General features: G+C 70.0%; 5 protein-coding genes. 1 reads left to right on the top strand and 4 read right to left on the bottom strand.

Translation table 11 applies throughout. The features are described from left to right. Positions 1 to 40: 40 nt before the first annotated feature. Complete coding sequence (locus AOZ06_RS22185; protein ID WP_218922033.1) at positions 41 to 2,431, bottom strand: discoidin domain-containing protein; 2,391 nt, start codon at positions 2,429 to 2,431, stop codon at positions 41 to 43. A 592-nt stretch (positions 2,432 to 3,023) separates the two neighbouring features. Between AOZ06_RS22185 and AOZ06_RS22180 the strand changes: the two genes are divergently transcribed. Then, positions 3,024 to 4,163: an FG-GAP repeat domain-containing protein gene (locus AOZ06_RS22180; protein WP_169798960.1), complete on the top strand. Its 1,140-nt coding sequence runs from the start codon at positions 3,024 to 3,026 to the stop codon at positions 4,161 to 4,163. Between the two features lie 86 nt (positions 4,164 to 4,249). Here the strand turns inward: AOZ06_RS22180 and AOZ06_RS22175 are convergent, their stop codons facing one another. The 3 genes from AOZ06_RS22175 to AOZ06_RS22165 all read right to left on the bottom strand — a co-directional run bounded on the left by AOZ06_RS22175 (position 4,250) and on the right by AOZ06_RS22165 (position 20,127). Then, on the bottom strand, positions 4,250 to 5,410 hold the full coding sequence (locus AOZ06_RS22175) for a PucR family transcriptional regulator (RefSeq protein ID WP_054291159.1): 1,161 nt from the start codon (positions 5,408 to 5,410) through the stop codon (positions 4,250 to 4,252). 363 nt (positions 5,411 to 5,773) lie between these two features. After that, positions 5,774 to 7,168: an MFS transporter gene (locus tag AOZ06_RS22170; protein ID WP_054291158.1), complete on the bottom strand. Its 1,395-nt coding sequence runs from the start codon at positions 7,166 to 7,168 to the stop codon at positions 5,774 to 5,776. Beyond that, complete coding sequence (locus AOZ06_RS22165) at positions 7,165 to 20,127, bottom strand: non-ribosomal peptide synthetase (protein WP_054291157.1); 12,963 nt, start codon at positions 20,125 to 20,127, stop codon at positions 7,165 to 7,167. Before AOZ06_RS22165 ends, AOZ06_RS22170 begins: the two co-directional genes overlap by 4 nt. Positions 20,128 to 20,148 lie beyond the last annotated feature (21 nt).

The raw sequence follows: 20,148 nt of genomic DNA, 5'->3' as shown, positions 1-20,148 counted from the left end.
TCCCGGGTTCGCCGGGAGCCGTCCAGTGTGGATGTGCCGATCAGCTGGTCTTGATCATCGATGCCACGCTCGGCACGCCGTTGGCGTCGAGCGCGAACAACATGTAGTCGCCGGGCACCAGCACACCCTTGTCCGCGGGCAGGGCCAGCGTGTACGTCGTACCGTTGGACGAGACCGTGGTCAGCGGGACGCGCCGCTGGTCGGTGTTGATGTTGTGCGTCACAGCGCCCATCTTCACCAACGAGAACGACGTGACCGCGGAACCGGTGGTGACGTTGATGTTGGTGCCCGAGGCGGCGGTGGCCGGCGCGTTGGTGATCGCCGGTCGCGGCGCCGGGGTGCCGTCGGCCTGGTACAGGTACGGCGGCGTGAAGATCTGCGCGTCCGGGTGGTTGGTCGGGCAGGTCCCGCAAAGCCCGCCACCACCGCTGAACACACGGCCGTCCGGCAGCAACGTCGCCACGCTGTGGTAGTTGCGCGGCACCGCCATCGTGGCCAACGGCGTGAAGCTGTTGGTCGCCGGGTCGAACATCTCCGCGGGCATGATCGAGGTGGTGTCCGAGTACGGGAACGCGTACGAGCTCCCGCCGACCACGATGACCTTGCCGTCAGGCAGAACCACGCTGTTGTGGAACACACGCGGGTGGTTCATCTGCCCCGCGGCCGTCACGGTCACGTTCGCGGGGTTGTTGATGTCGATGACATTGGCGTTCCTGGTGGAGAACGAGTTCCAGTACGACGGCGCGCCACCGCTGGTGAGCACCTTGCCGATGTCGTACATCACCGCGTTGCCGTTCATCGCGTCCGCGTCGTTGCCCCGTGCGCCCGCGGCGGTGTAGCTGCCGGCGCCGGTGGGGTTGAACCAGTGCATCTGCTTGCTCGGACCGGCGTGGAACACCTTGCCGCCGGGCGCCGCGAACAGCCAGGAGTGGTTGTCGGCGCGGTAGACGCCCTCCGGGTCGGCCGTCAGGATCGGCGTGTCCGGGATACCCGGCAGGTTCTGCCACGTGTTGGTCTGCGGCGACCAGACCTCACTGCCCTTGCCGCCGATCGCCCCGCTCCACGAACCGCCGATCAGGAAGATCCTGCCGTCCGACAGCGTGACCTGGCTCTGGTAGCCGCGCGGGACCACCGTGGCCGGCCCGGGTGCCCAACTGTTGTTGGCCGGGTTGAAGATGGTGGTCTTCGCCTCGTTGCTGCCACCGGTGATCATGATCCGGCCGTCGGGCAGTGTCGACGTCCCGGGGCAGAACATGTCATGCCCGGTCTCGGCCACCATGTTGTGCGTGACCACACCGGTGTTCAGGTCCATGGTCGCGGTCGAGGTCTTGCCGGACTCCTGCGGCTCGCTGCTGTACGAGTCGCCCGCCGCCCACGTGACCAGCTTGTTGCCCGGTGTGACGGCCGCCGCGACCGGTACGAGCGGGAACCCGATGGTCGGCCCCCACGAGCCCGCCACCTTCGGGCTCTGCGCGGGCACGTTGCCCAGCACGTTGATCTCCGCCGCACTGGAGTAACCGGCAGTTCCGCCGTACGCCTCGGAAGTGGCGGTGAGGCGGACGTAGCGACCGGTCTTCTGCGGGAACGTCACGGTCTTCTCGGCCTGCGTGGCAGGCCACGCGCCGACAGCCACCGCGGCACCCAGGTTGTTCGGGTCGTCGCTGACGAAGATCTGGTAGCCGCCGATCGTGCCGTTCGGGTTCGTCGGGTGCTGGCGCGGCAGATAACGCAGGCCCGACACCGGCTTGCTGGCCTTCATGTCCAACTGGATCCAGTGCGGCAGCGGCGCGGCGGGCGGGGTGAACTTCGTGTGCCAGATCGAGTCCGGCTCGCCGTCGATCGCGTTGGTCGCCTTGAAACCGCCCTGCCGCGTCTCCTGGCTGTCGGTGGCGACCGTCCACCCGGTCCGGTCGAGCGTCGGTGCCCAACCGCCACCGTGCACGTCGAGTTCGGCCACCGTCGCCCCGCCGGGGCCGGTCGCGGAGGTGGCCTGGAAGGTCACGTACTGACCTGTCACCGGCGGGAAGGGAACGTACTTCTCAGCCGCGCCCGCGGCCAACGTGCCGCCCGCCACCTGGGTTCCCCAGTTGGCAGGCGTCGGCGCGGTCGCGCTGACGAAGACCTTGAAGCCGCCGACCGCGCCCGCGCCGGACGCGGCAGGCTGGTAGCGCAGACCCGAGACGCTCTTCGCGGCCTGCATGTTGATGGTGATGCGCTGCGGGAACGCACCTGCGCTCGTCCACACTGTCGCGTTGTTCTCGTCGAGGACATTGGCCGCCGCCGTGCCGGCCGCCGTGCTGTCCACGGCCGCCGTCCACCCCGCGTCCGGCAGTGCCGGATCAGCAGCGACCTTCTTGATGTCCTTAGGAACCACGTGCCGGTGACCGCCGTGCGCGTCGTGCCCGGCGTCGTCCGTCGACGGGATGGACACGACGCCGACGGTCGCGAGGGCCGCGGCTCCGATGACCAATAAGCGTGATGTGACACTGATCCTGGACCAGCCGAACCGTCTCAGTCCCTTACGGCTGGTTCGCTGCATGCGCACAGCTCTCTCCCCCACAACTAAAGCGATGTCCCCTGCCCGGGGCCCCGATGATCGACACGTGCGCGCCCTGACGCACACTCTGTGTCGTTAACCAATCCGCAGAACCACCCGTTAGCGTTACAACGATCACTCACATCGGTCCAATTGATACACGCCCAGTGGACGCTGGACACCACGACCAGGTTGTCTCCGATGATCACGGATGGGTGACAAAAGTTGGTGCAGTGACCGAACTCGCACGCTCCGCATGCGCCGCGAGCCCCATCGAGCCGTCCCGTTAGGCCATTTGCCCGCTGTCGCGCGGCCGTTTGCCCCAAATTCACCGTTACCGCGCAACTTCAGGGGCGTCCCGAACGACAGGAACTGCGGGGGACGAGAACTCTCGCTCGGGATGGTCCACACCTTCACCGGCCCGGCCGCGACTCACCGCTTCAGCCGTGCCGCAGCCCCTGCGCGCGAACAACCAGGGAAGACGCCCATGCACAAGCTAAGACCCATCAGCCGCCGGGTCGTCCGCGGCGTGATCACCGCGGTGTCGGCGACCGCGCTGGCAGCGTCCACAGTGGCGCTCTCCCCCAGTGCGGTCGCCGCACCCGCGACGACCGCACCCGCCCCGGGGGCCAAGCCGGGCGCGGACTTGCCCAAACCGCCACCGCAGACCAAACGGACCGTTCACCAGAAACCGGCCAAGCGCTCACCCGGCGACGTGGGCACGCGGTCGGCGGGCAGCGGCGGTTCGTCGGGGGACTTCAACGGCGACGGCTGGCCCGACATCCTGGCGAGGACAGCGAGCAACGGTGAGCTCAAGGTCTACCCGCACAGCGGGACCTACACCGGCGCGGCGAGCACGTACCCGTCAGTCGTCACGATCAACGGCGGCTGGGGCGCGATGCGCTGGATCGGCCGGGGCAGGATGGCCGGAGCAGGCGGGCAACCGCGGGCACTGTCCGATGTGATCGCCATAGAGGACACCGGGCCCACCGCGGGCAACATGTACGTGCACGTGCACAGCGGCACGTTCAACGGCACGTCGACGCTCAACGCGAAGGTGCTGATCAGCACCGGCTGGACGCCGGGCGACCTGGTCTTCGTCCACGACTGGAACAACGACGGCTGGGACGACATCCTGCGCAGGCCCGCGAACATCAACAACTCCAACCCCAACGGCAACACCTACGTGTACCTGCACAGCAAGGTATTCAACGGGACGCAGACCTTGCAGCCCGGCCAGCTGGTCATCGACGGCGGCGCGTTCGACATCGAGCAGAACGCGGCCGACATGACCGGTGACGGTTCGCCGGACCTGGTGTTCCTCCAGCAGGGCACCACGCCGGGCGAGCAGTGGCTGAGCGTCTACGACTTCCAGACGAGCCAGGCCTACACACTGGGCAACGGCTGGCAGGTCACCGACGCGCTCGTGATCAGCGACGTCAACAAGGACACCAAGCCCGACGTGCTGGCGAGGTGGAACGGCGGCACACCGCCCTACCAGCTCATCCCCTACATCCACTCCGGGTCGTTCGTCCCGGACCCGATGGGGCGCGCCTTCGGCGTGCTGAAGGCACCCAACGGCGCCAACTTCGGCTGGGGCTGGAACGTCAACAACGTGATCACCTGATCACACGACGTCCCGGACAGGCGGGGCCGGAACGCGGTGGCGCGTTCCGGCCCCGCCTGTTTTCACGGCGGTGCTCATGACCGCGCTCATGACCATGTCCCCGACCGGACCAGTGTCACCGTCGTGCTGAGGATCCGGATTCCGCTGACCGAAACAGGGTCCATTGTGGTCAGTTCACGGACCCGGCGGAGGCGGTAGTCGAGCGTGCGGGGGTGGATGTGCAGTGCCGCCGCGGTCGTCAGCCGGTTCATGCCGTTGCGGTAGAAGCAATCGAGCGTGCGGACCAGGTCGGGTCCCGAGGCGAGCCGTGCGCCGGTGGCCCGCAGCCAGCTGTCGATCTCAGGTATCTGTTTGACCCCGAGCTCCATGAACAGGTCCGCCATCACGTTGAGCCGCGCGGGTTTCGCCTCGACCGGGGCGACCTGGCCGAGCCTGCGGGCGGACGCGAGCGCCGCGGCCAGATCCCCCAGCGCGCCGACCGACGCGCCGACCGCGCAGGGACGGCCGAGCAACTCGGCGAACCGCTGGACCAGGCGCAGCGCACGGGCGGTCTCGTCGGCGGGCAGCAGCGCCACGAACTCGCCGGGATCGTGCCACGTCATGGGAACGCGGTGCTCGGTGAGGATTTCCTCGACCAGTTCGTCCCGCCGGTGCTCGGCGTCCGGGAACGACACGTCCGCCGGGATCCGGACGACCGCGACGACATAGCGCGTCACGTAGGGCATGCCAAGGCTGGCGGCCACGTCGGGCACTGCCTGGTTGCCGGTGAGCAGGGCTCTGGCGAACCCCTGCACGCGCCGAACCTCGGGCAGGAAGTGCTTCAGCCCGCCGAGGTATCCCTCGGTGAAGGCGCTCTGCGCGGCGAGCCCGTTGTCCGGCAGCCACGCGAGCATGTGCATCAACGGGTCGGTGTCGCCCGGCCCAGCCGCTTCCTGGATCTCGCGGAGGGTCAGCGTGGAGTGCAGGACGAGCACCCGTTGCTGGGACGCCAGCGAGACCCCGGACAGGCCGCGGGCCGTGCCGTAGGCGCGCATGGCCGCGAGATCGGCTTCGGTGAATGGTTCACCATCCGCGGCCAGTTCGGCGGTCCGGCGCCGCAGCATCGTGGCGAATTCCAACAGGTCCGCCTGTGTCCGTGCGTTACCGGCCATCACACGGTATTCAGGCAACTCCTCAGCGTATACTTCGATCGCGCGCTCGGCATTTCGGCCGACACTCGATCGCAACAACGTGAAAAAACCGCTCACCTGGCAACGATGACAGCGCACCCGTTGGCTTGTACCGCCATGTGCTGGATCGCGGGTACGTCTTGTCGGCTGCGTGACAAGTGTGCAGGTGGCACGGTCTGGCTCCCCGTGCCACCGGCGACGGCGGCGAGCACTCCCCGGTCAGCTCAGGCGTGCGATGCCGTGGATTTCCTGCGGATCGACAATTTGACAAACCCCTATCGAAACAGCGTCAGCTCATTCGAAAAGATGGGCCGACGGCAAAGCGCGGACTGGGACAAAACCCAGTCAAGCGACCGGAACGGACAGCGTCAAGCCCGTCCCACAGCATTTGTGAGGTGTGACAAATAGCGGCGGCAAGCCGTATCGGTGTTTCTCGGTGAATCACATACCGGCGCGGGCGGGTCTGGTGGTACGGGCCGCGAACGTCAGCCCGGCGCCCGCCACCAGCACCACGAGCGGCAACAGGTACGCGGCCCGCACCGCGTCCGTGATCGCTTGTGGCGGCACGTTTCCGAAGTCCGCACCGGCCGCTCCGGCTGCCGCGAGCTGCAGTTGCAACACGGCACCGGCGGCGGCGGACCCGACGCTGCTGCCGATCATCCGGCTCAGGCTCAGCACACCGGACGCGGCACCGGAACTGGCCGGATCGATCTCCCGCATCGCGATCGTGCCGCCCGGGGAGAAGATGATGCCCATCCCGGCGCCGAGCACCACCAACGCGGGCAGCAGCGCGGGCCACGACGTGGTCACGGTCGTCTCCGCCACCAGCAAGCCGATTCCCGCCGCCGACAACACCAAACCACTGACCAGCACGTACTTCCCGCCGTAGCGGTCAGTCAGCTTGCCTGACAGCGGCGAGAAGAACACCGACACGAGCGGTGCGACCGCGACGAGCAGGCCGGAGCTCAGCGCCGACATCTTTACACCAACCTGCAAATGCAGGAACACCAGGAAGAAGGTGCAGCCGATGCCACAGGCGATGGCGGCGGTGACACCGCTCATCAAGGAGAAGTTGCGGTTCTTCACCACGACGAAAGGCAACAGCGGATCACGATCCTGCCTGCCGCGCTCGACCCACACGAACGCCACGATCGCGGCCACCCCCGCGGCCAGCAACAGCGGCACGCCCTCGATCAGCGCGTACGTGACCAGGAACAGGCCGCCGGTCAACAGGCCGATCCCGACCAGGTCCAGCCGGCGCGACGCGGCCGCGGGCACGTTCGGCACGACGATCGCGGCGAGCACGAACCCGGCCACGCCGATCGGCACGTTCATGTAGAACACCCAGCGCCAGTCCAGCGCCGACACCAGCAGACCGCCGATGCTCGGCGCGATCGCCACCGACAACCCGGCGAACGAACCCCACACGCCGATCGCCGCCCCGCGCCGGTCGGCCGGGAACACCTTCGTGATGATCGACAGCGTCTGCGGCGACATCATCGCCGAGCCGACAGCCTGCACGATCCGCGCGCCGATCAACTGCGCCGGGCTTTGCGCCAGCCCGCACGCCACGGACGCGACCGTGAACACCCCCAGGCCCGCGAGGTACATCCACTTGGGCGAGAACAGGTCGCCGAAGCGGGCACCGACCATGGTCAACGCCGTCAGGACGAGGATGTAGACGTTGACCACCCAGAGGATCTCGTCGACGCTCGCCGACAGCTCGGCGCTGATCGCCGGGATGGCCACGTTGACCACGGTCGAGTTGAGCAGGCCGAGCGACTGGCCGACACACAGCGCGAACAGCACGGCCCACGGGTTGCGTGTTGTGTTCATCCCAGGTTCCCCTCGATGACGATCCCGATCTCGCTCAACGGCCCCGGCCGGGCCATGTCCCCGTGGGCGCAGCCGATCGGCCGTTCGTCGATCTCGCCGGTGACGAACGGGCTCCACGCGCCGGCCGAGGTGGTCCGGCCGACGGTCGCGGTGAAGAACAGGACGTCACCGTCGAACCTGCCCGGCGTGTGCCGGGCCGATGCGGCCACGTTGGCGGCGAACACCCTCGCCACCGCTTGGATCCCGGGCTCGCCGAGGTCGGCGAGCGGGCTCCGCGCCGCGCGGAGGACGTCGATCGCGGTGGCCGCGTCCCCGGCGTCCGACCTGTACCCCAGGGAATCCAGCACGGCTCGGATGGCTTCCGGGCCCTCGGGGGGCGCGGGCTCGTCGCGTGCGCCGGCGGGGTGGGAATCCATCAGCCCGAGGAACGCGACCTGCTCGCCCTCCGCTTGCAGCGTGGTCGCGATCGCGTGCGCCACCAGGCCACCGAACGACCAGCCGAGCAGCCGGTACGGCCCGCTTGGCTGCACCCGCCGGATCTCCGTGAGGTAGTCACGGGCCATCTCGGTCACGCTCGCCGTGCCCGGTCCGGTGAGGCCACGTGATTGCAGCCCGTACAACGGCCGGTCTGCCAATCGGGCGAGCAACCCCGAGTAGACCCAGCTGATCCCCGCCGCGGGATGCACGCAGAACAGCGGTGCTTGGCTGCCTGTCGTGCGCAACGGGAGCAGCACGTCCAGCGACCCCGTGTCGTCGGCGTCGTCGAGCCGGGCGGCCAGACCGGCCACAGTCGGCGTCTCGAACAACGCCCGGATCCCCAGCCTGGTCCCGAACTGGGCCGCGACCTGGCTGATGACCCTGGTCGCCAGCAGCGAGTGCCCGCCGAGGTCGAAGAACCCGTCGTCGACGCCGACCGCACCGGCACCGAGCACGTCGGAGAAGATCCGGCACAGCCGGCGTTCCCGTTCCGTGCGGGGCTCGACACGTCCGGTCCTGGTCACGTCCGGGGCGGGCAGCGCGGCCCGGTCCAGCTTCCCGTTGGGTGTCAACGGGAACTCGTCCAGCTCGACGAACGCCGACGGCACCATGTACGCCGGCAGCGCCGCCGCGACGTGCGCTTTCAGGTCCCCGGCCGTTCCGACGGTGTAGGCGACGATCCGCTGGTCGCCGGGGGTGTCCTCCCGCACGACCACCTCGGCACGGGACACGTCCGGGTGCTCGGCCAGCCGCGCGGCGATCTCGCCGGGCTCGATCCGGAAGCCGCGGACCTTCACCTGGTGGTCGGCCCGGCCCGCGAACACCAGCTCGCCGCCGGCGGTCCAACGGGCAAGGTCACCCGTGCGGTACATCCTGGTGCCCGCACCGAACGGGTTGGCCACGAACCGTTCCGCGGTCAGCCCCGCCCGGTTGAGGTAGCCACGGGCAAGTCCGGCACCCGCGATGTACAACTCCCCCGTCACGCCCGGTGGCACCAGTTCGAGCCGGGCGTCCAGCACATACGTCTGGACGTGCTCGAACGGTCGGCCGATCGGCACAGCGCCTGCTGGCAGCGTCTGCCCCGGCGCGATGCGGTGTTCCGCGCAGCTGACCGTGATCTCCGTTGGCCCATAGGAGTTGACCACCTCGACGCCCGGGTTGTCGGCGCGCCATCGGGCGAGGTGCTCGCCGTGCAGTGCCTCTCCGGCGACGATGAGCTGGCTGGACGGGGAGAACTCCGAAGGCAGTTCGGTCAGCATCGGCAGGTGGCTCGGGGTTGCCTTGAGCCACGTGACGGGCGTCCGGCGAAGCGCGCCGGTCGTGTCCGCGGTGTCGTCGAGAGGGGCGAGGTGTACGCATCCGCCGACCACGAGCGGTGTGTAGAGCACCGTCACGGTCAGGTCGAAAGCGACGGGCGAATGGACGAGGGCCGCACCCTGCGCCGCCGGATACCCGACCGACGACCAGCCCAGGTAGGCCGCGAGAGCACCGTGTTCGACGACCACGCCCTTGGGACGTCCGGTCGAGCCGGACGTGTAGATCACGTACGCCGGGTCCGCCGCGGCAGGCCGGCGGCCCGGGTTGCCGCGCGGGTACCGGTCCAGGGAGTCCAGCGCCCTCAGCACCAGCGATGGCGCCGCGTCGGCGAGCATGTACTCGACACGGGCCGGTGGGTAGTCCGGATCCACGGGAACGTACGCGGCCCCGGACTTGAGTACGCCCAGCAGCGAGACGAGCAGGTCGGCCGAACGGGGCATCATGACCGCGACCAGGTGGCCGCAGCCGACCCCCGCCTCGGACAGGCTGTGCGCCAGCTGGTTCGCCCGCGCGTTGAGCTCCGAATAGGACAGTGCGACACCGTTGGCGACGACCGCGGTGGCGTCCGGCGTTCGTGCCGCCTGCGCTTCGAACAGTTCGGGCAGCGAGGTGGTCGACTGCGCGCGGCCGCTGCCGATCCAGCCGGCCAGCAGCCGGTCGCGTTCGTCCTCGGTCAGGATGTCCAGGCCGCCGATCGGTTTCGACGGGTCCGCGACAGCCGCGTCCAGCAGCCGGACCAGCCGGTCGGCGAACGCTTGCGCGGCCGGGCGGTCGAACAGGCCGCTGTCGTAGCCGAGGAAACCGCCGATGCCGTCCGCGTGCTCGGTCAGCATGAAGCTCAGGTCGTACTTCGCCGTGCTCACCGCGATGTCGTGGCCGGTGACCGTGAGCCCGGGCAGGTCGACCGCTGTGCCGCCGGTGTTCTGGAACGCCAGCAGCACCTGGAACAGCGGGTGGTGCGCCAGTGACCGGGCCGGGTTGAGCGCCTCCACGATCCGCTCGAACGGCGTGTCCTGGTGGGCGTACGCGGCGAGGTCGGTCTCGGTGACCCTGGCGAGCAACTCGGCGAAACTCGGGTCCCCCGCCGTGTTCACGCGCAGTACCAGTGTGTTCACGAAGAAACCGACGAGGTCGTTGAGCGCGGCGTCGGTGCGTCCCGCGATCGGTGACCCGATGGGGATGTCCTCGCCCGCACCGAGCCTGGTGAGCAGGGCGGCCAGCGCGGTGTGCAGCACCATGAACGGGCTGGCCGACGATCGGGCCGCCAGTGCGCGGATCCGGTCGTGCAGTGCGGGACCGATCACGATCGGCACCGCGTCGCCGCGGTGTTCGGCGACGGCCGGGCGCGGCCGGTCGGTGGGCAGGTCCAGCTTGTCCGGCAAGCCCGCGAGCGTGTGCCGCCAGTAGTCCAGCGACGGTTCGGTCTGCTGCTGCCACAGGGCGAAGTCCGCGTACTGGACCGGCAGCGGCATCCACTCGGGACCGCTACCGGTGCACCGGGCGGCGTAGGCCTCGGCCAGGTCACGGGTGAACGGCACGAGCGACCAGCCGTCGGTCGCTATGTGGTGCACCACGACAAGCAGCACGTGGTCCTGTTCCCCCACCCGGAACACCACCGCGCGGATCGGCGTCTCGGCACCGAGGTCGAAACCCTCGTCGGCCGCCTCGGCCACCGCGTCGTCCAGTTCGGACTCCGTGACTTCCCTGACACGCCAGGAGATGTCCGGCTGGTCGAGGACGAGCTGGTACGGCTCGTCCTGCGCGACCGGGAAGATCGTGCGCAGTGTCTCGTGCCGGTCCACGACGTCCGCCACGGCCAGGTGCAGCGCGGGCAGGTCGAGGTCACCTCGCAGCCGCAACGCCAACGGCACGTTGTACATCGCGGTCCTGGCCTCGAACTGGTTGAGCAACCAGAGCCGCCGTTGCGTCACCGACAGCGGGACCCGCTCCGGCCTCGGCATGGGCCGCAACGGATTCTCCGCCGCGGCGGCCTCACCGACGCGCACCGCCAGCTCCGCCACCGTCGGTGCCTCGAACACCAGCCGGATCCCCACTTCGACGCCGAGAACCGACCTGATCCGGCTGACCAGCCGGGTCGCGAGCAGCGAATGCCCGCCCAGCGCGAAGAAACTGTCGTCGATCCCGGCCGCCGGGGCACCGGTCACCTCGGCGAACAACGCGCACAGCACCTCTTCGCGGGCGTCACGCGGCCCGCGGGCCGATGCCGGTGCGAGGTCCGGCGCCGGGAGCGCGGCACGGTCGAGTTTACCGTTCGGCGTCAACGGGAGACTGCCGAGCGCCACCCAGTCCGACGGCACCATGTACTCGGGCAGCGTGCCGGCTGCCGCGGCCTTGGCCTCGGCGACGTCGCCGACGACGTAGGCGACCAAACGTTTGCTGCCAGGACGGTCCTCGCGAACGATCACGGCCGCGGTCAGCACGCCCGGCCGGGCGGTGAGCACCGACTCGATCTCACCGGGCTCGATCCGGAAACCGCGGAGTTTCACCTGGTCGTCGGCTCGGCCGAGGAACCGCAGGGCACCGGCGGCGGTCCGGACGACCCGGTCACCGGTCCGGTACATCCGGCCGGGACCGAACGGGTCGGCGACGAACCGCTGAGCGGTGAGCCCCGGCTGGCCGAGATAACCCCGCGCGAGCTGCTCACCGGCGATGTACAGCTCACCCGGCACACCGGGCGCGACCGGGTGCAGCCGCGCGTCGAGCACGTAGAGCCGGTTGTTGTCCAACGGCTGCCCCAAATGAACACTGTGGACAGTCCGGTCGGCCGGGTCGAACCGTTGGCAGCTGGACGCGAACGTGGTCTCGGTCGGCCCGTAGCTGTGCACGACCGCCGTGTCCGGGCAGTGGTCCAGCACGCGCTGCAGCGTCGCTTGGGACACCACGTCCCCGCCCGTCCACACCTCACGCAGCCCGGCCAGCACGTCGACGTGTTCGTCCGCCACCATCGCGAACAGCCCAGCGGTGAAATACCCTGCCCGTACCTGGTGACGTGCGATGACGTCACGCAGATGCGCCACATCGCCGCCCTGCCCGCCCGCGAGCACGAGCGTGCCGCCGGTCAGCAGCGGAACCCAGATCTCGTAGGTGGACGCGTCGAACCCGAACGCCGAGTGCACGAGCATCCGGCTGTGGTTCGCCCGGTCCCAGCACCGGTCGTACGCCAGTTGCACGACGTTGTAGTGGGTCACGGCAACGCCTTTGGGCCGGCCTGTCGAACCCGACGTGAACATCACGCACGCCACCTGGCCGGGGTGGACGTCCACGCCAGTAGCCGTGCCCGGCTGCTGCGAGAACGGTTCCTGGTCGTCGGTGAGCAGCAAGGCGCACCCGCTGTCCTCGATCAGCAGCTGCCTGCGAGCGGCCGGGTAGCGCTCGTCCAGCGGCACGTAGGCGGCGCCTGTCTTGAGCACGGCCAGAACCGTCACGATGAGGTCGAGCGAGGACTGCCGCAGGATCGCAACCCGCGACTCGGGCCGGACACCAGAGGCGATCAGTTTGTGCGCCAGCTGGTTCGCGCGTCGATCAAGCTCGGCATAGGACAGTCGGCCTTCGTCGGACACGACCGCGATCGTGTCCGGTGTGTCGGCGACTCGTTGCGCGAACACGTCGACAATGGACAGGAACGGCACGTCGGTGCTCGTGTCCGGCGTTTCGCGCTCCACCGGGGTGAGCAGGTCGATGTCGGCCACGATCCGGTCCGGGGCGGTGGCGACGGCGTCGAGCAGCCTGAGCAGGCGATCGACCATCGCGGCCACTGTCGGCTGGTCGAACAGGGCCACGTTGTAGTCGAGACTGCCGTCGATGCCGTCAGCCGACTCGGTGAGGTCCAGCGACAGGTCGTACTTGGCGTTCCTGCGGCCGACCTCGACCTCCGTCACGGCCAGCCCCGGCAGCCGCGGCAGCTGTTCCCCGGTGTTGTGCAGGGTGAGCATGACCTGGAACAGCGGGTGGTGCGCCATGGAACGGTCCGGGTTCACCACTTCGACGAGCCGCTCGAACGGCACGTCCTGATTGGCGTACGCGGCCAGTGCGGCGGTCCGGGCCCGGCCGACCAGCTCGCGGAAGGTCGGTGTGCCACCGGTGTCGGTCCGCAGTACCAGGGTGTTGACGAAGAACCCGACCAGGTCGTCCACCGCCTGGTCGGTCCGCCCGGCGATCGGCGTGCCCAGCGGGATGTCGTGCCCGGCGCCGAGCCTGCTCAGCAGAGCGGACAGACCGGCTTGCAGGACCATGAAGAAGCTCGCGTCCGACTCGGCGGCGAGCCCAGCGAGCCGATCCCGCAGCTCACCGGGGATGCGCACAGGAACCTGAGCGCCCTGGTAGGTGAGCACGGCGGGGCGTGGCCGGTCGACGGGCAGCTCGATCGCCTCCGGCAGCCCCGCCAGTTCGCTTGCCCAGTGCGATACCTGCTCGTCGATCGCCAGGTCCTGCTGCCACAGCGCGTAATCCGCGTACTGCACCGGCAGCGGCGCCCACTGCGGGTACTCGCCCGAGCGCCGTGCGGTGTACGCGGTGGCGAGGTCGGCGGCGAGCGGTCCCCGTGACCAGCCGTCGGTGGCGATGTGGTGCACGACCAGCAGCAGGACGTGCTCGCCCGGACCGAGCCGGAAAACCGTCGCGCGCAGCGGGATCTCGGTCTCGAGATCGAAGTCGACGCCGGTGGCGTCCATCAGCGCGGTGTCCAGGTCGCTGGTCCCGGTCACCGGCAGCGCGACCGTCACCGAGTCCAGGACGTGCTGGCGTGGCTCACCTTCGGTGCTCGGGAAGATCGTCCGCAGCGACTCGTGCCGCTGCACCACGTCCTCGATCGCCGCGCGCAACGCCACGAGGTCGAGTTCGCCGCGCAGCCGCAACGCGAACGGCACGTTGTAGACGCCGTCGCCGCGTTCGAACCTGTTGAGGAACCACAGTCTGCGCTGCGCGAACGACAGCGGGACAGCGGCCGGCCGGGCGGCCGGGCGGATCGGCGGCCGGGCCGCCGCCGCTCCGGCGATCCGCTGCGCGAGACCCGCGACCGTGGGCGTTTCGAACACGGCCCTGATCGTCAGCTCGACACCGAGAGCCGTGCGGACCCGGCTGACCAGCCTGGTGGCCAGCAGCGAATGACCGCCGTGGTCGAAGAAGTTGTCGTCCGCGCTGACCTCCGCGACGCCGAGGATCTCCGCGAACAGGCCGCACAGGATCTCCTCGTGCGGGGTACGCGGCGCGCGCCCGGCCACCGCGGTCTGCTCCGGCATCGGCAACGCCCGGCGGTCGAGCTTCCCGCTGGGCGTGAGCGGGAACGCGTCCAGCGCCACGACAGCAGCGGGCACCATGTGCTCCGGCAGCCGGGCCGCCAGCTGCGCACGCAGAATCCCGGCGTCGACGGTCTCCCCCGTCTCGGCAACCACATACGCGACAAGGTTCTTGGCCCCGCCACGGCCGGCGACGGCCGACACCGCGGCCTGCCGGACACCGGGGCACGCCCGGACCGCGGACTCGATCTCGCCGAGTTCGACGCGGTGCCCGCGGATCTTGACCTGGTGGTCCGCCCTGCCGACGAACTCCAGGTTCCCGTCGTGCCGCCACCGCACGAGGTCACCTGTCCGGTACATCCGCTCACCCCGCGCCCCGAAGGGGTTGGCCACGAACCGGTCCGCGGTCAGCCCCGCGCGGTGGAGATATCCCCGTGCCAGGCCGGAACCGGCCAGGTACAGCTCGCCGAGCACACCCGGCGGCACCGGGGCCAGCCCGGCGTCGAGCACGTAGGCGCTGACTCCCCCGATCGGGCGGCCGATCGGCGGTGGGTCGCCGCCGGACAACCGGTCGGACATGGTCGCGACCACAGTGGACTCGGTCGGGCCGTACACGTGCATCATCCGCCTGCCGGGCGACCAGCGGGCCACCAGCTCACCGGCGCACGCCTCACCGCCGACCACGAAACCCTGCAGCGTCGGCAGGTCCCCGTCCGGCAGGGACGCGAGCATCGGCGCGACCAGGTCGGTGTGGGTGACCTTGTGGTCGTTGATCAGCCCGGCCAGCTCGTCACCCGCCAGCGTGCTGCCCGGCGGCGGGAGCACGAGCGCGCCACCGGAGGCCAGCGTCATCGCGATGTCCGCCATGGACACGTCGAAGCTGATCGACACCGCCAGCAGGAACCGGCTGGTCTCACCGAGCCGCATGCTGCCGACGTGCGCGGCGACCACATTGGACACACCGTTGTGGGTGACCACGACGCCCTTCGGCGTACCGGTCGACCCCGAGGTGTAGATCACGTAAGCAGGGTGACGCGGTGATGAGTCGCGGACCGGGTCGGTCGTGGGCAGCGCGGCGATGTCCTGCGGGTCAACGGAGATCGCGTTCGGGATGTGGCTGTCCGCCTGCGCGAGAACCACGGCGGGCCGGGCGTCGTCGAGCATGAACGCGATCCGCTCGGCCGGGTAGCCGGGATCGACCGGCAGGTACGCCGCGCCTGTCTTGAGCACCGCGAGCCACGCCACCAGCAACTCGACCGAACGCGGGAACGCGATCGCGACGAGCTTTTCCGGCCCGGCGCCCAGGCTGACCAGGTGGTGGGCCAGCCTGTTCGCGGCGGCGTTGAGCTCGGCGTACGTGACCACGGTGTCGCCGAAGACGAGCGCTTCACCGGCCGGCGTTCGCCTGACCTGCGCCTCGATCATGTCCGGCAACGTCGCCACCGGCATGACCAGGCCCGCGGAGTTCCAGTCACGCAGCACCAGGCCGCGTTCCTGCGCCGACAGCACGGACACTCGCGCGATCGTTGCCGTCGGCTGCGACGCCACCGTCTCGAACAACCGGATCAGGCGATCGGTGAGCTGCTCGGCGTCGGCCCCGGTGTACACGTCGGGCCGGTAGGTCAGCCGCAACCCCAACCGCTTGCCCGGCGTGGCGGCAAGGCCGAGCGGGTAGTGGATCGCGTCCAGCTCGTCCACATCGGTGACACTCAGGCCCCCGGCGGACAGTTCGGCGTGGTCGGGGTAGCTGCCGAACACGGTCAGCGTGTCGAACAGGTCGCCGATCCCGGCCTGCCGCTGGATGTCGGCCAGGCCGAGGTAGGCGTGCGGCGTCATCCCGGACAGCTGCCGCTGCAGGCCGGTCAGCACATCGGCGACCGAGGCGGCCGGGTCGAGCCGGACGCGGACAGGCATCGTGCTGACGAACATGCCGAGCATCGACTCCATGCCCGTGATCTCCGGCGGCCGGCCCGACACCGAGGTCCCGAACAGCACGTCGGCACGGCCCGTGAGCTTGGCGAGGAGCATCGCCCACACGCCCTGCACGACCGTGTTCATGGTCAAGGCGTGCGCACGGGCGGTCGCGGCGAGCCGCGCGGTCAGGTCCTCGGTCAGTTCCACCTTGAAGTCCAGTGACCGCACCGGTTTCGAGCTGTCGGCGCCGGGCGCGATCAGCGTCGGTTCGTCCACGTCCGCGAGCAACTCACGCCACGCCTCCCGCGCGGTCGTGCGGTCCTGCCGGTTGAGCCACGACAGGTACGACTGGTACGGCGCCGCCGCCACGGGCGCGTCAGGATTGCCGTACCGCCGCATCAGCTCCCGCAGCAGTACCGGCATCGACCACCCGTCGAGCACCAGGTGATGGCTCGTGATGACCAGTTTCGACCTGACCAGCGTGAACCGCAGCAACGGCGGTTCGACCAGGTCGAAGCGGCGCAACCGGTCGCGTTCCAGGACACGGTCGAGGTCGTCGTCGGTGACCTCCCACGGCACGTCGACCTCACGCGGCACCAACGCCAACGACGTGTCCCCCCGCGGATAACCGACACGCAACTGCGGGTGGTCACGCACCAGCGACGCGGCGGCGGCGCGCAGCGCGTCGACGTCGATCGGACCGCTGAGCGTGGCCACGAGCTGCGTGATGTACACGTCCTGCTCGTGCTCGTCGTAGAGGGCGTGGAACAGCAGGCCTTCCTGCAACGGCGTCAGCGGCCACAGGTCGACCAGGTCGGGCCGGGCCGCTTCGAGCCGGTCGATCTCCGGCTGGGTCACCCGTACCAGCGGGAAGTCCGACGGGGTGTGCCCGGCGGATTCCGGGACGTGCGCGGCGATGGCCGTCAACGCCTTGAACCACAGCTCACCGAGCCTGGTCACCTGCTCGTCGGACAGCAACGCGCCCGGCCACGCCCACGACACGACCAGCCGTGGCAGCGTCGGGTGGTCCTCGGTGAGGGCGTTGATCTCCAGCAGGTGCGCGAACGGCATCCGCGGGTCCTCGCCCTCACCGAGGACCTCGGCCTCCGGCGCGGCCGACCAGTCACCCGCGTCCCCCGCGTCGGCGGCGGGGACGCCGAACCGGCCGAGGTAGTTGAACTCGATCTGCGGCGTGCCGAGTGCGGCCAGCGGCCCGGCTGTGTCGAGGTTGAGGTAGCGCGACAGCCCGAACGACACCCCGCCGTCGCGCAGCTGTTCCTTGACCCGCTTGACCACGCGGGCGATCGCCGTCCCGCCCGACCACACCGATGCCCAGTCCACGTCGCCCAGGTCCAGCCGGACCGGGCGGATCGAGGTGAACCAGCCGATCGTGCGCGACAGGTCGGCCGCGGCCAGGTTCTCGTCGCGGCCGTGGCCCTCCAGGTCGATCAGCACGGCGGTGGACTGCGAGATGCCCCGCTCGGCGCGCCAGGCGGCGACCGCCAGGCCCAGCGCGCTGACCAGGATGTCCTCCACCCCGGCGTGGAACGCGGCAGGCGCCGTGGTCAGCAACGAGGTGGTGACCTCGCCCGGCAGCGTCATGGTGACCTTGCGCGCGCTGGCGACCACGTCCACCGCCGGATCCAGTGGCCGCTCGGTCAGCAGCGGGTCGGGCGTGGCGAGGACTTCCCGCCAGCTGCCGGCTTCCAGCTGCCACGCCAGATCGGCCAGCCGCTGGGCCCAGCGCCGGAACGACGTGCCCACCGGTTGCAGCGGCGCGTCCGGGTCGCGCCACGCGTCGGCCAGGTCCGGGATCAGGATCCGCCAGGTGACGCCGTCGACGACGAGGTGGTGCAGGCACACCAGCAACCGTCCCGGCCTGCTCGGTCCCCGGTCGAACCAGACGGCCTGCACCATGATCCCGCGCTCGGGGTCCAGCTGCGCCGACGCACGCCGGGTTTCCTTGTCCACGACCGGCTTCAGGTCGTCCACGGCCGACACGTCGATGCGCACCAGGCAGTCGCCCGCCGCGACGGCACCTCTCGGCCCGACCTCCATCCGGCTGGTCCCCACCAGCCGGGAGCGGAGCATGTCGTGGTGGTCGAGCACGGCCTGCAACGCACGGGTGATCCGTTGCTCACCGAGGTCGGCCGGGACCTGGACCACCATCGCCTGGTGGAACATCTCGAACGGGCCGCCGCGGTCGACCAGCCAGTGCATGATCGGCGTGAACGGCAGCTCGCCGATGCCCGCGTCCGGTTCCTCCGCCAATGTCCCGGCCGCGTCCCGCGCCACGGCGGCGAGCCGTTCGATCGTCCGGTGCGTGAAGACCTCGTGCGGCGTGAACTCGATGCCGAGCCTGCGTGCCTTGCTGACGAGCTGGATCGAGACGATGCTGTCGCCACCGAGGTCGAAGAAGCTGTCGTCGATGCCGACCCTCGGCAGGCCGAGCACGTCCGCGAACAGTCCACACAGGACTTCCTCGCGCGGCGTGCGCGGCGCCCGCGACGACACGGTCGCGGCGAAGTCGGGAGCGGGCAACGCCGCCCGGTCCAGCTTCCCGTTGGGTGTCAGCGGGAACGCGGGCACTTCGAGCACAGCGGCGGGCACCATGTATTCGGGCAACCGCTCGGCGGCGTGCGCGCGGATCGCCGTGGCGTCGATGCAATCAGTGGCGACGACGTAGGCGACGAGCCGTTTCTGACCGCTGTCCTCGTGCACGACGACAGCCGCGCTGCCGACCGCGGGGTGACTGGCGACAGCGGCCTCGATCTCACCGAGCTCGATCCGGAAACCGCGGAGTTTGACCTGTTTGTCGGCGCGGCCGACGAATTCGAGGTTGCCGTCCTCGCGGCTGCGGACCAGGTCGCCGGTGCGGTACATCCGGGCCCCGCCGGTCGCGAACGGGTTGGCCACGAACCTGTCGCCGGTCAGGCCGGGCCGGTTGAGGTAGCCGCGGGCGAGCCCGGCGCCCGCGAGGTACAACTCCCCCGGTTCGCCCACCGGGACCGGACGCAACGCCTCGTCCAGGACGTGCGCGGCGACGCCCCGGATCGGGCGTCCCATCGGCGGCGCGTCCGTGCCGGACGCGGGCTCGCTCATCGTGGCGACCACAGTGGACTCAGTCGGGCCGTAGACGTGCACGAGACGCCTGCCCGGCGCCCAGCGGGCCGCCAGGCCCTGGGAGCACGCCTCGCCGCCGACGATGATGTTGCCCATGGACGGCAGGTCCCGGTCGGGCAGCGACGAGAGCATCGCCGCGACCAGGTCGGTGTGCGTCACGCCGTGCCGCTCGATCACGTCCGCCAGCTCGTCACCCGCCATCTGTGTGTGCGGATCGGGGATGACGAGCGTGGCACCGGCGAAGAGCGTCATCGCGATGTCGGCCATGGACACGTCGAAGCTGATCGACACGGCCAGCAGGAACCGGCTGCCCGGCCCGATCCGCAGCCGGTCGATGTGCTCGTCGGCCATCCCGCCGATGCCGCGGTGGGTGACCACCACGCCTTTCGGCTTCCCGGTCGACCCGGACGTGTAGATGACGTACGCCGCGTCGTCCACCAGCAGCGGCCGGGCACGGTCGGCGTCGGTCGGATCGGTGCACCGCACGTCGCCCAGCTCGTCCAGTCGCACCACGTCCGCCGCACCGCCGGGGAAGTCGACCTCGCTGGTCGTCACGACCACCGCGGGCCTGGCGTCGCCGAGCATGAACTCGATCCGGTCGGCCGGGTAGTTCGCGTCGATCGGCAGGTACGCGGCACCGGCCTTGAGCACGCCGAGCCAGGCCGCGATCATCCCGACCGACCGCGGGACGGCGAGCGCGACCAGGCTGTCCGGCCCGGCACCGCGGGCGATCAGCTGCCAGGCCAGTCGGTTGGCCATGGCGTTGAGGTCCGCGTAGGACACCTCGGCGTCCTTGTGGACCACGGCGATCGCCTGCGGATCGGTGGCGGCTGCCGCTTCGAAGCGCGCAACCGCGGTCGCGTTGTCCGTCATCCGGCTTCCCCTTCGGTGTGA

It is taken from the genome of Kibdelosporangium phytohabitans, from assembly GCF_001302585.1.
In the GTDB taxonomy this organism is placed as follows: domain Bacteria; phylum Actinomycetota; class Actinomycetes; order Mycobacteriales; family Pseudonocardiaceae; genus Kibdelosporangium; species Kibdelosporangium phytohabitans.
This window is presented reverse-complemented; position numbering and strand designations above follow the sequence as displayed.

What these genes read in the sequence shown, in the direction of transcription:
- AOZ06_RS22165 (WP_054291157.1), bottom strand. Translation starts at nt 20,127, where the DNA reads ATGACGGACAACGCGACCGCGGTTGCGCGCTTCGAAGCGGCAGCCGCC.
- AOZ06_RS22180 (WP_169798960.1), top strand. Translation starts at nt 3,024, where the DNA reads ATGCACAAGCTAAGACCCATCAGCCGCCGGGTCGTCCGCGGCGTGATC.
- AOZ06_RS22170 (WP_054291158.1), bottom strand. Translation starts at nt 7,168, where the DNA reads ATGAACACAACACGCAACCCGTGGGCCGTGCTGTTCGCGCTGTGTGTC.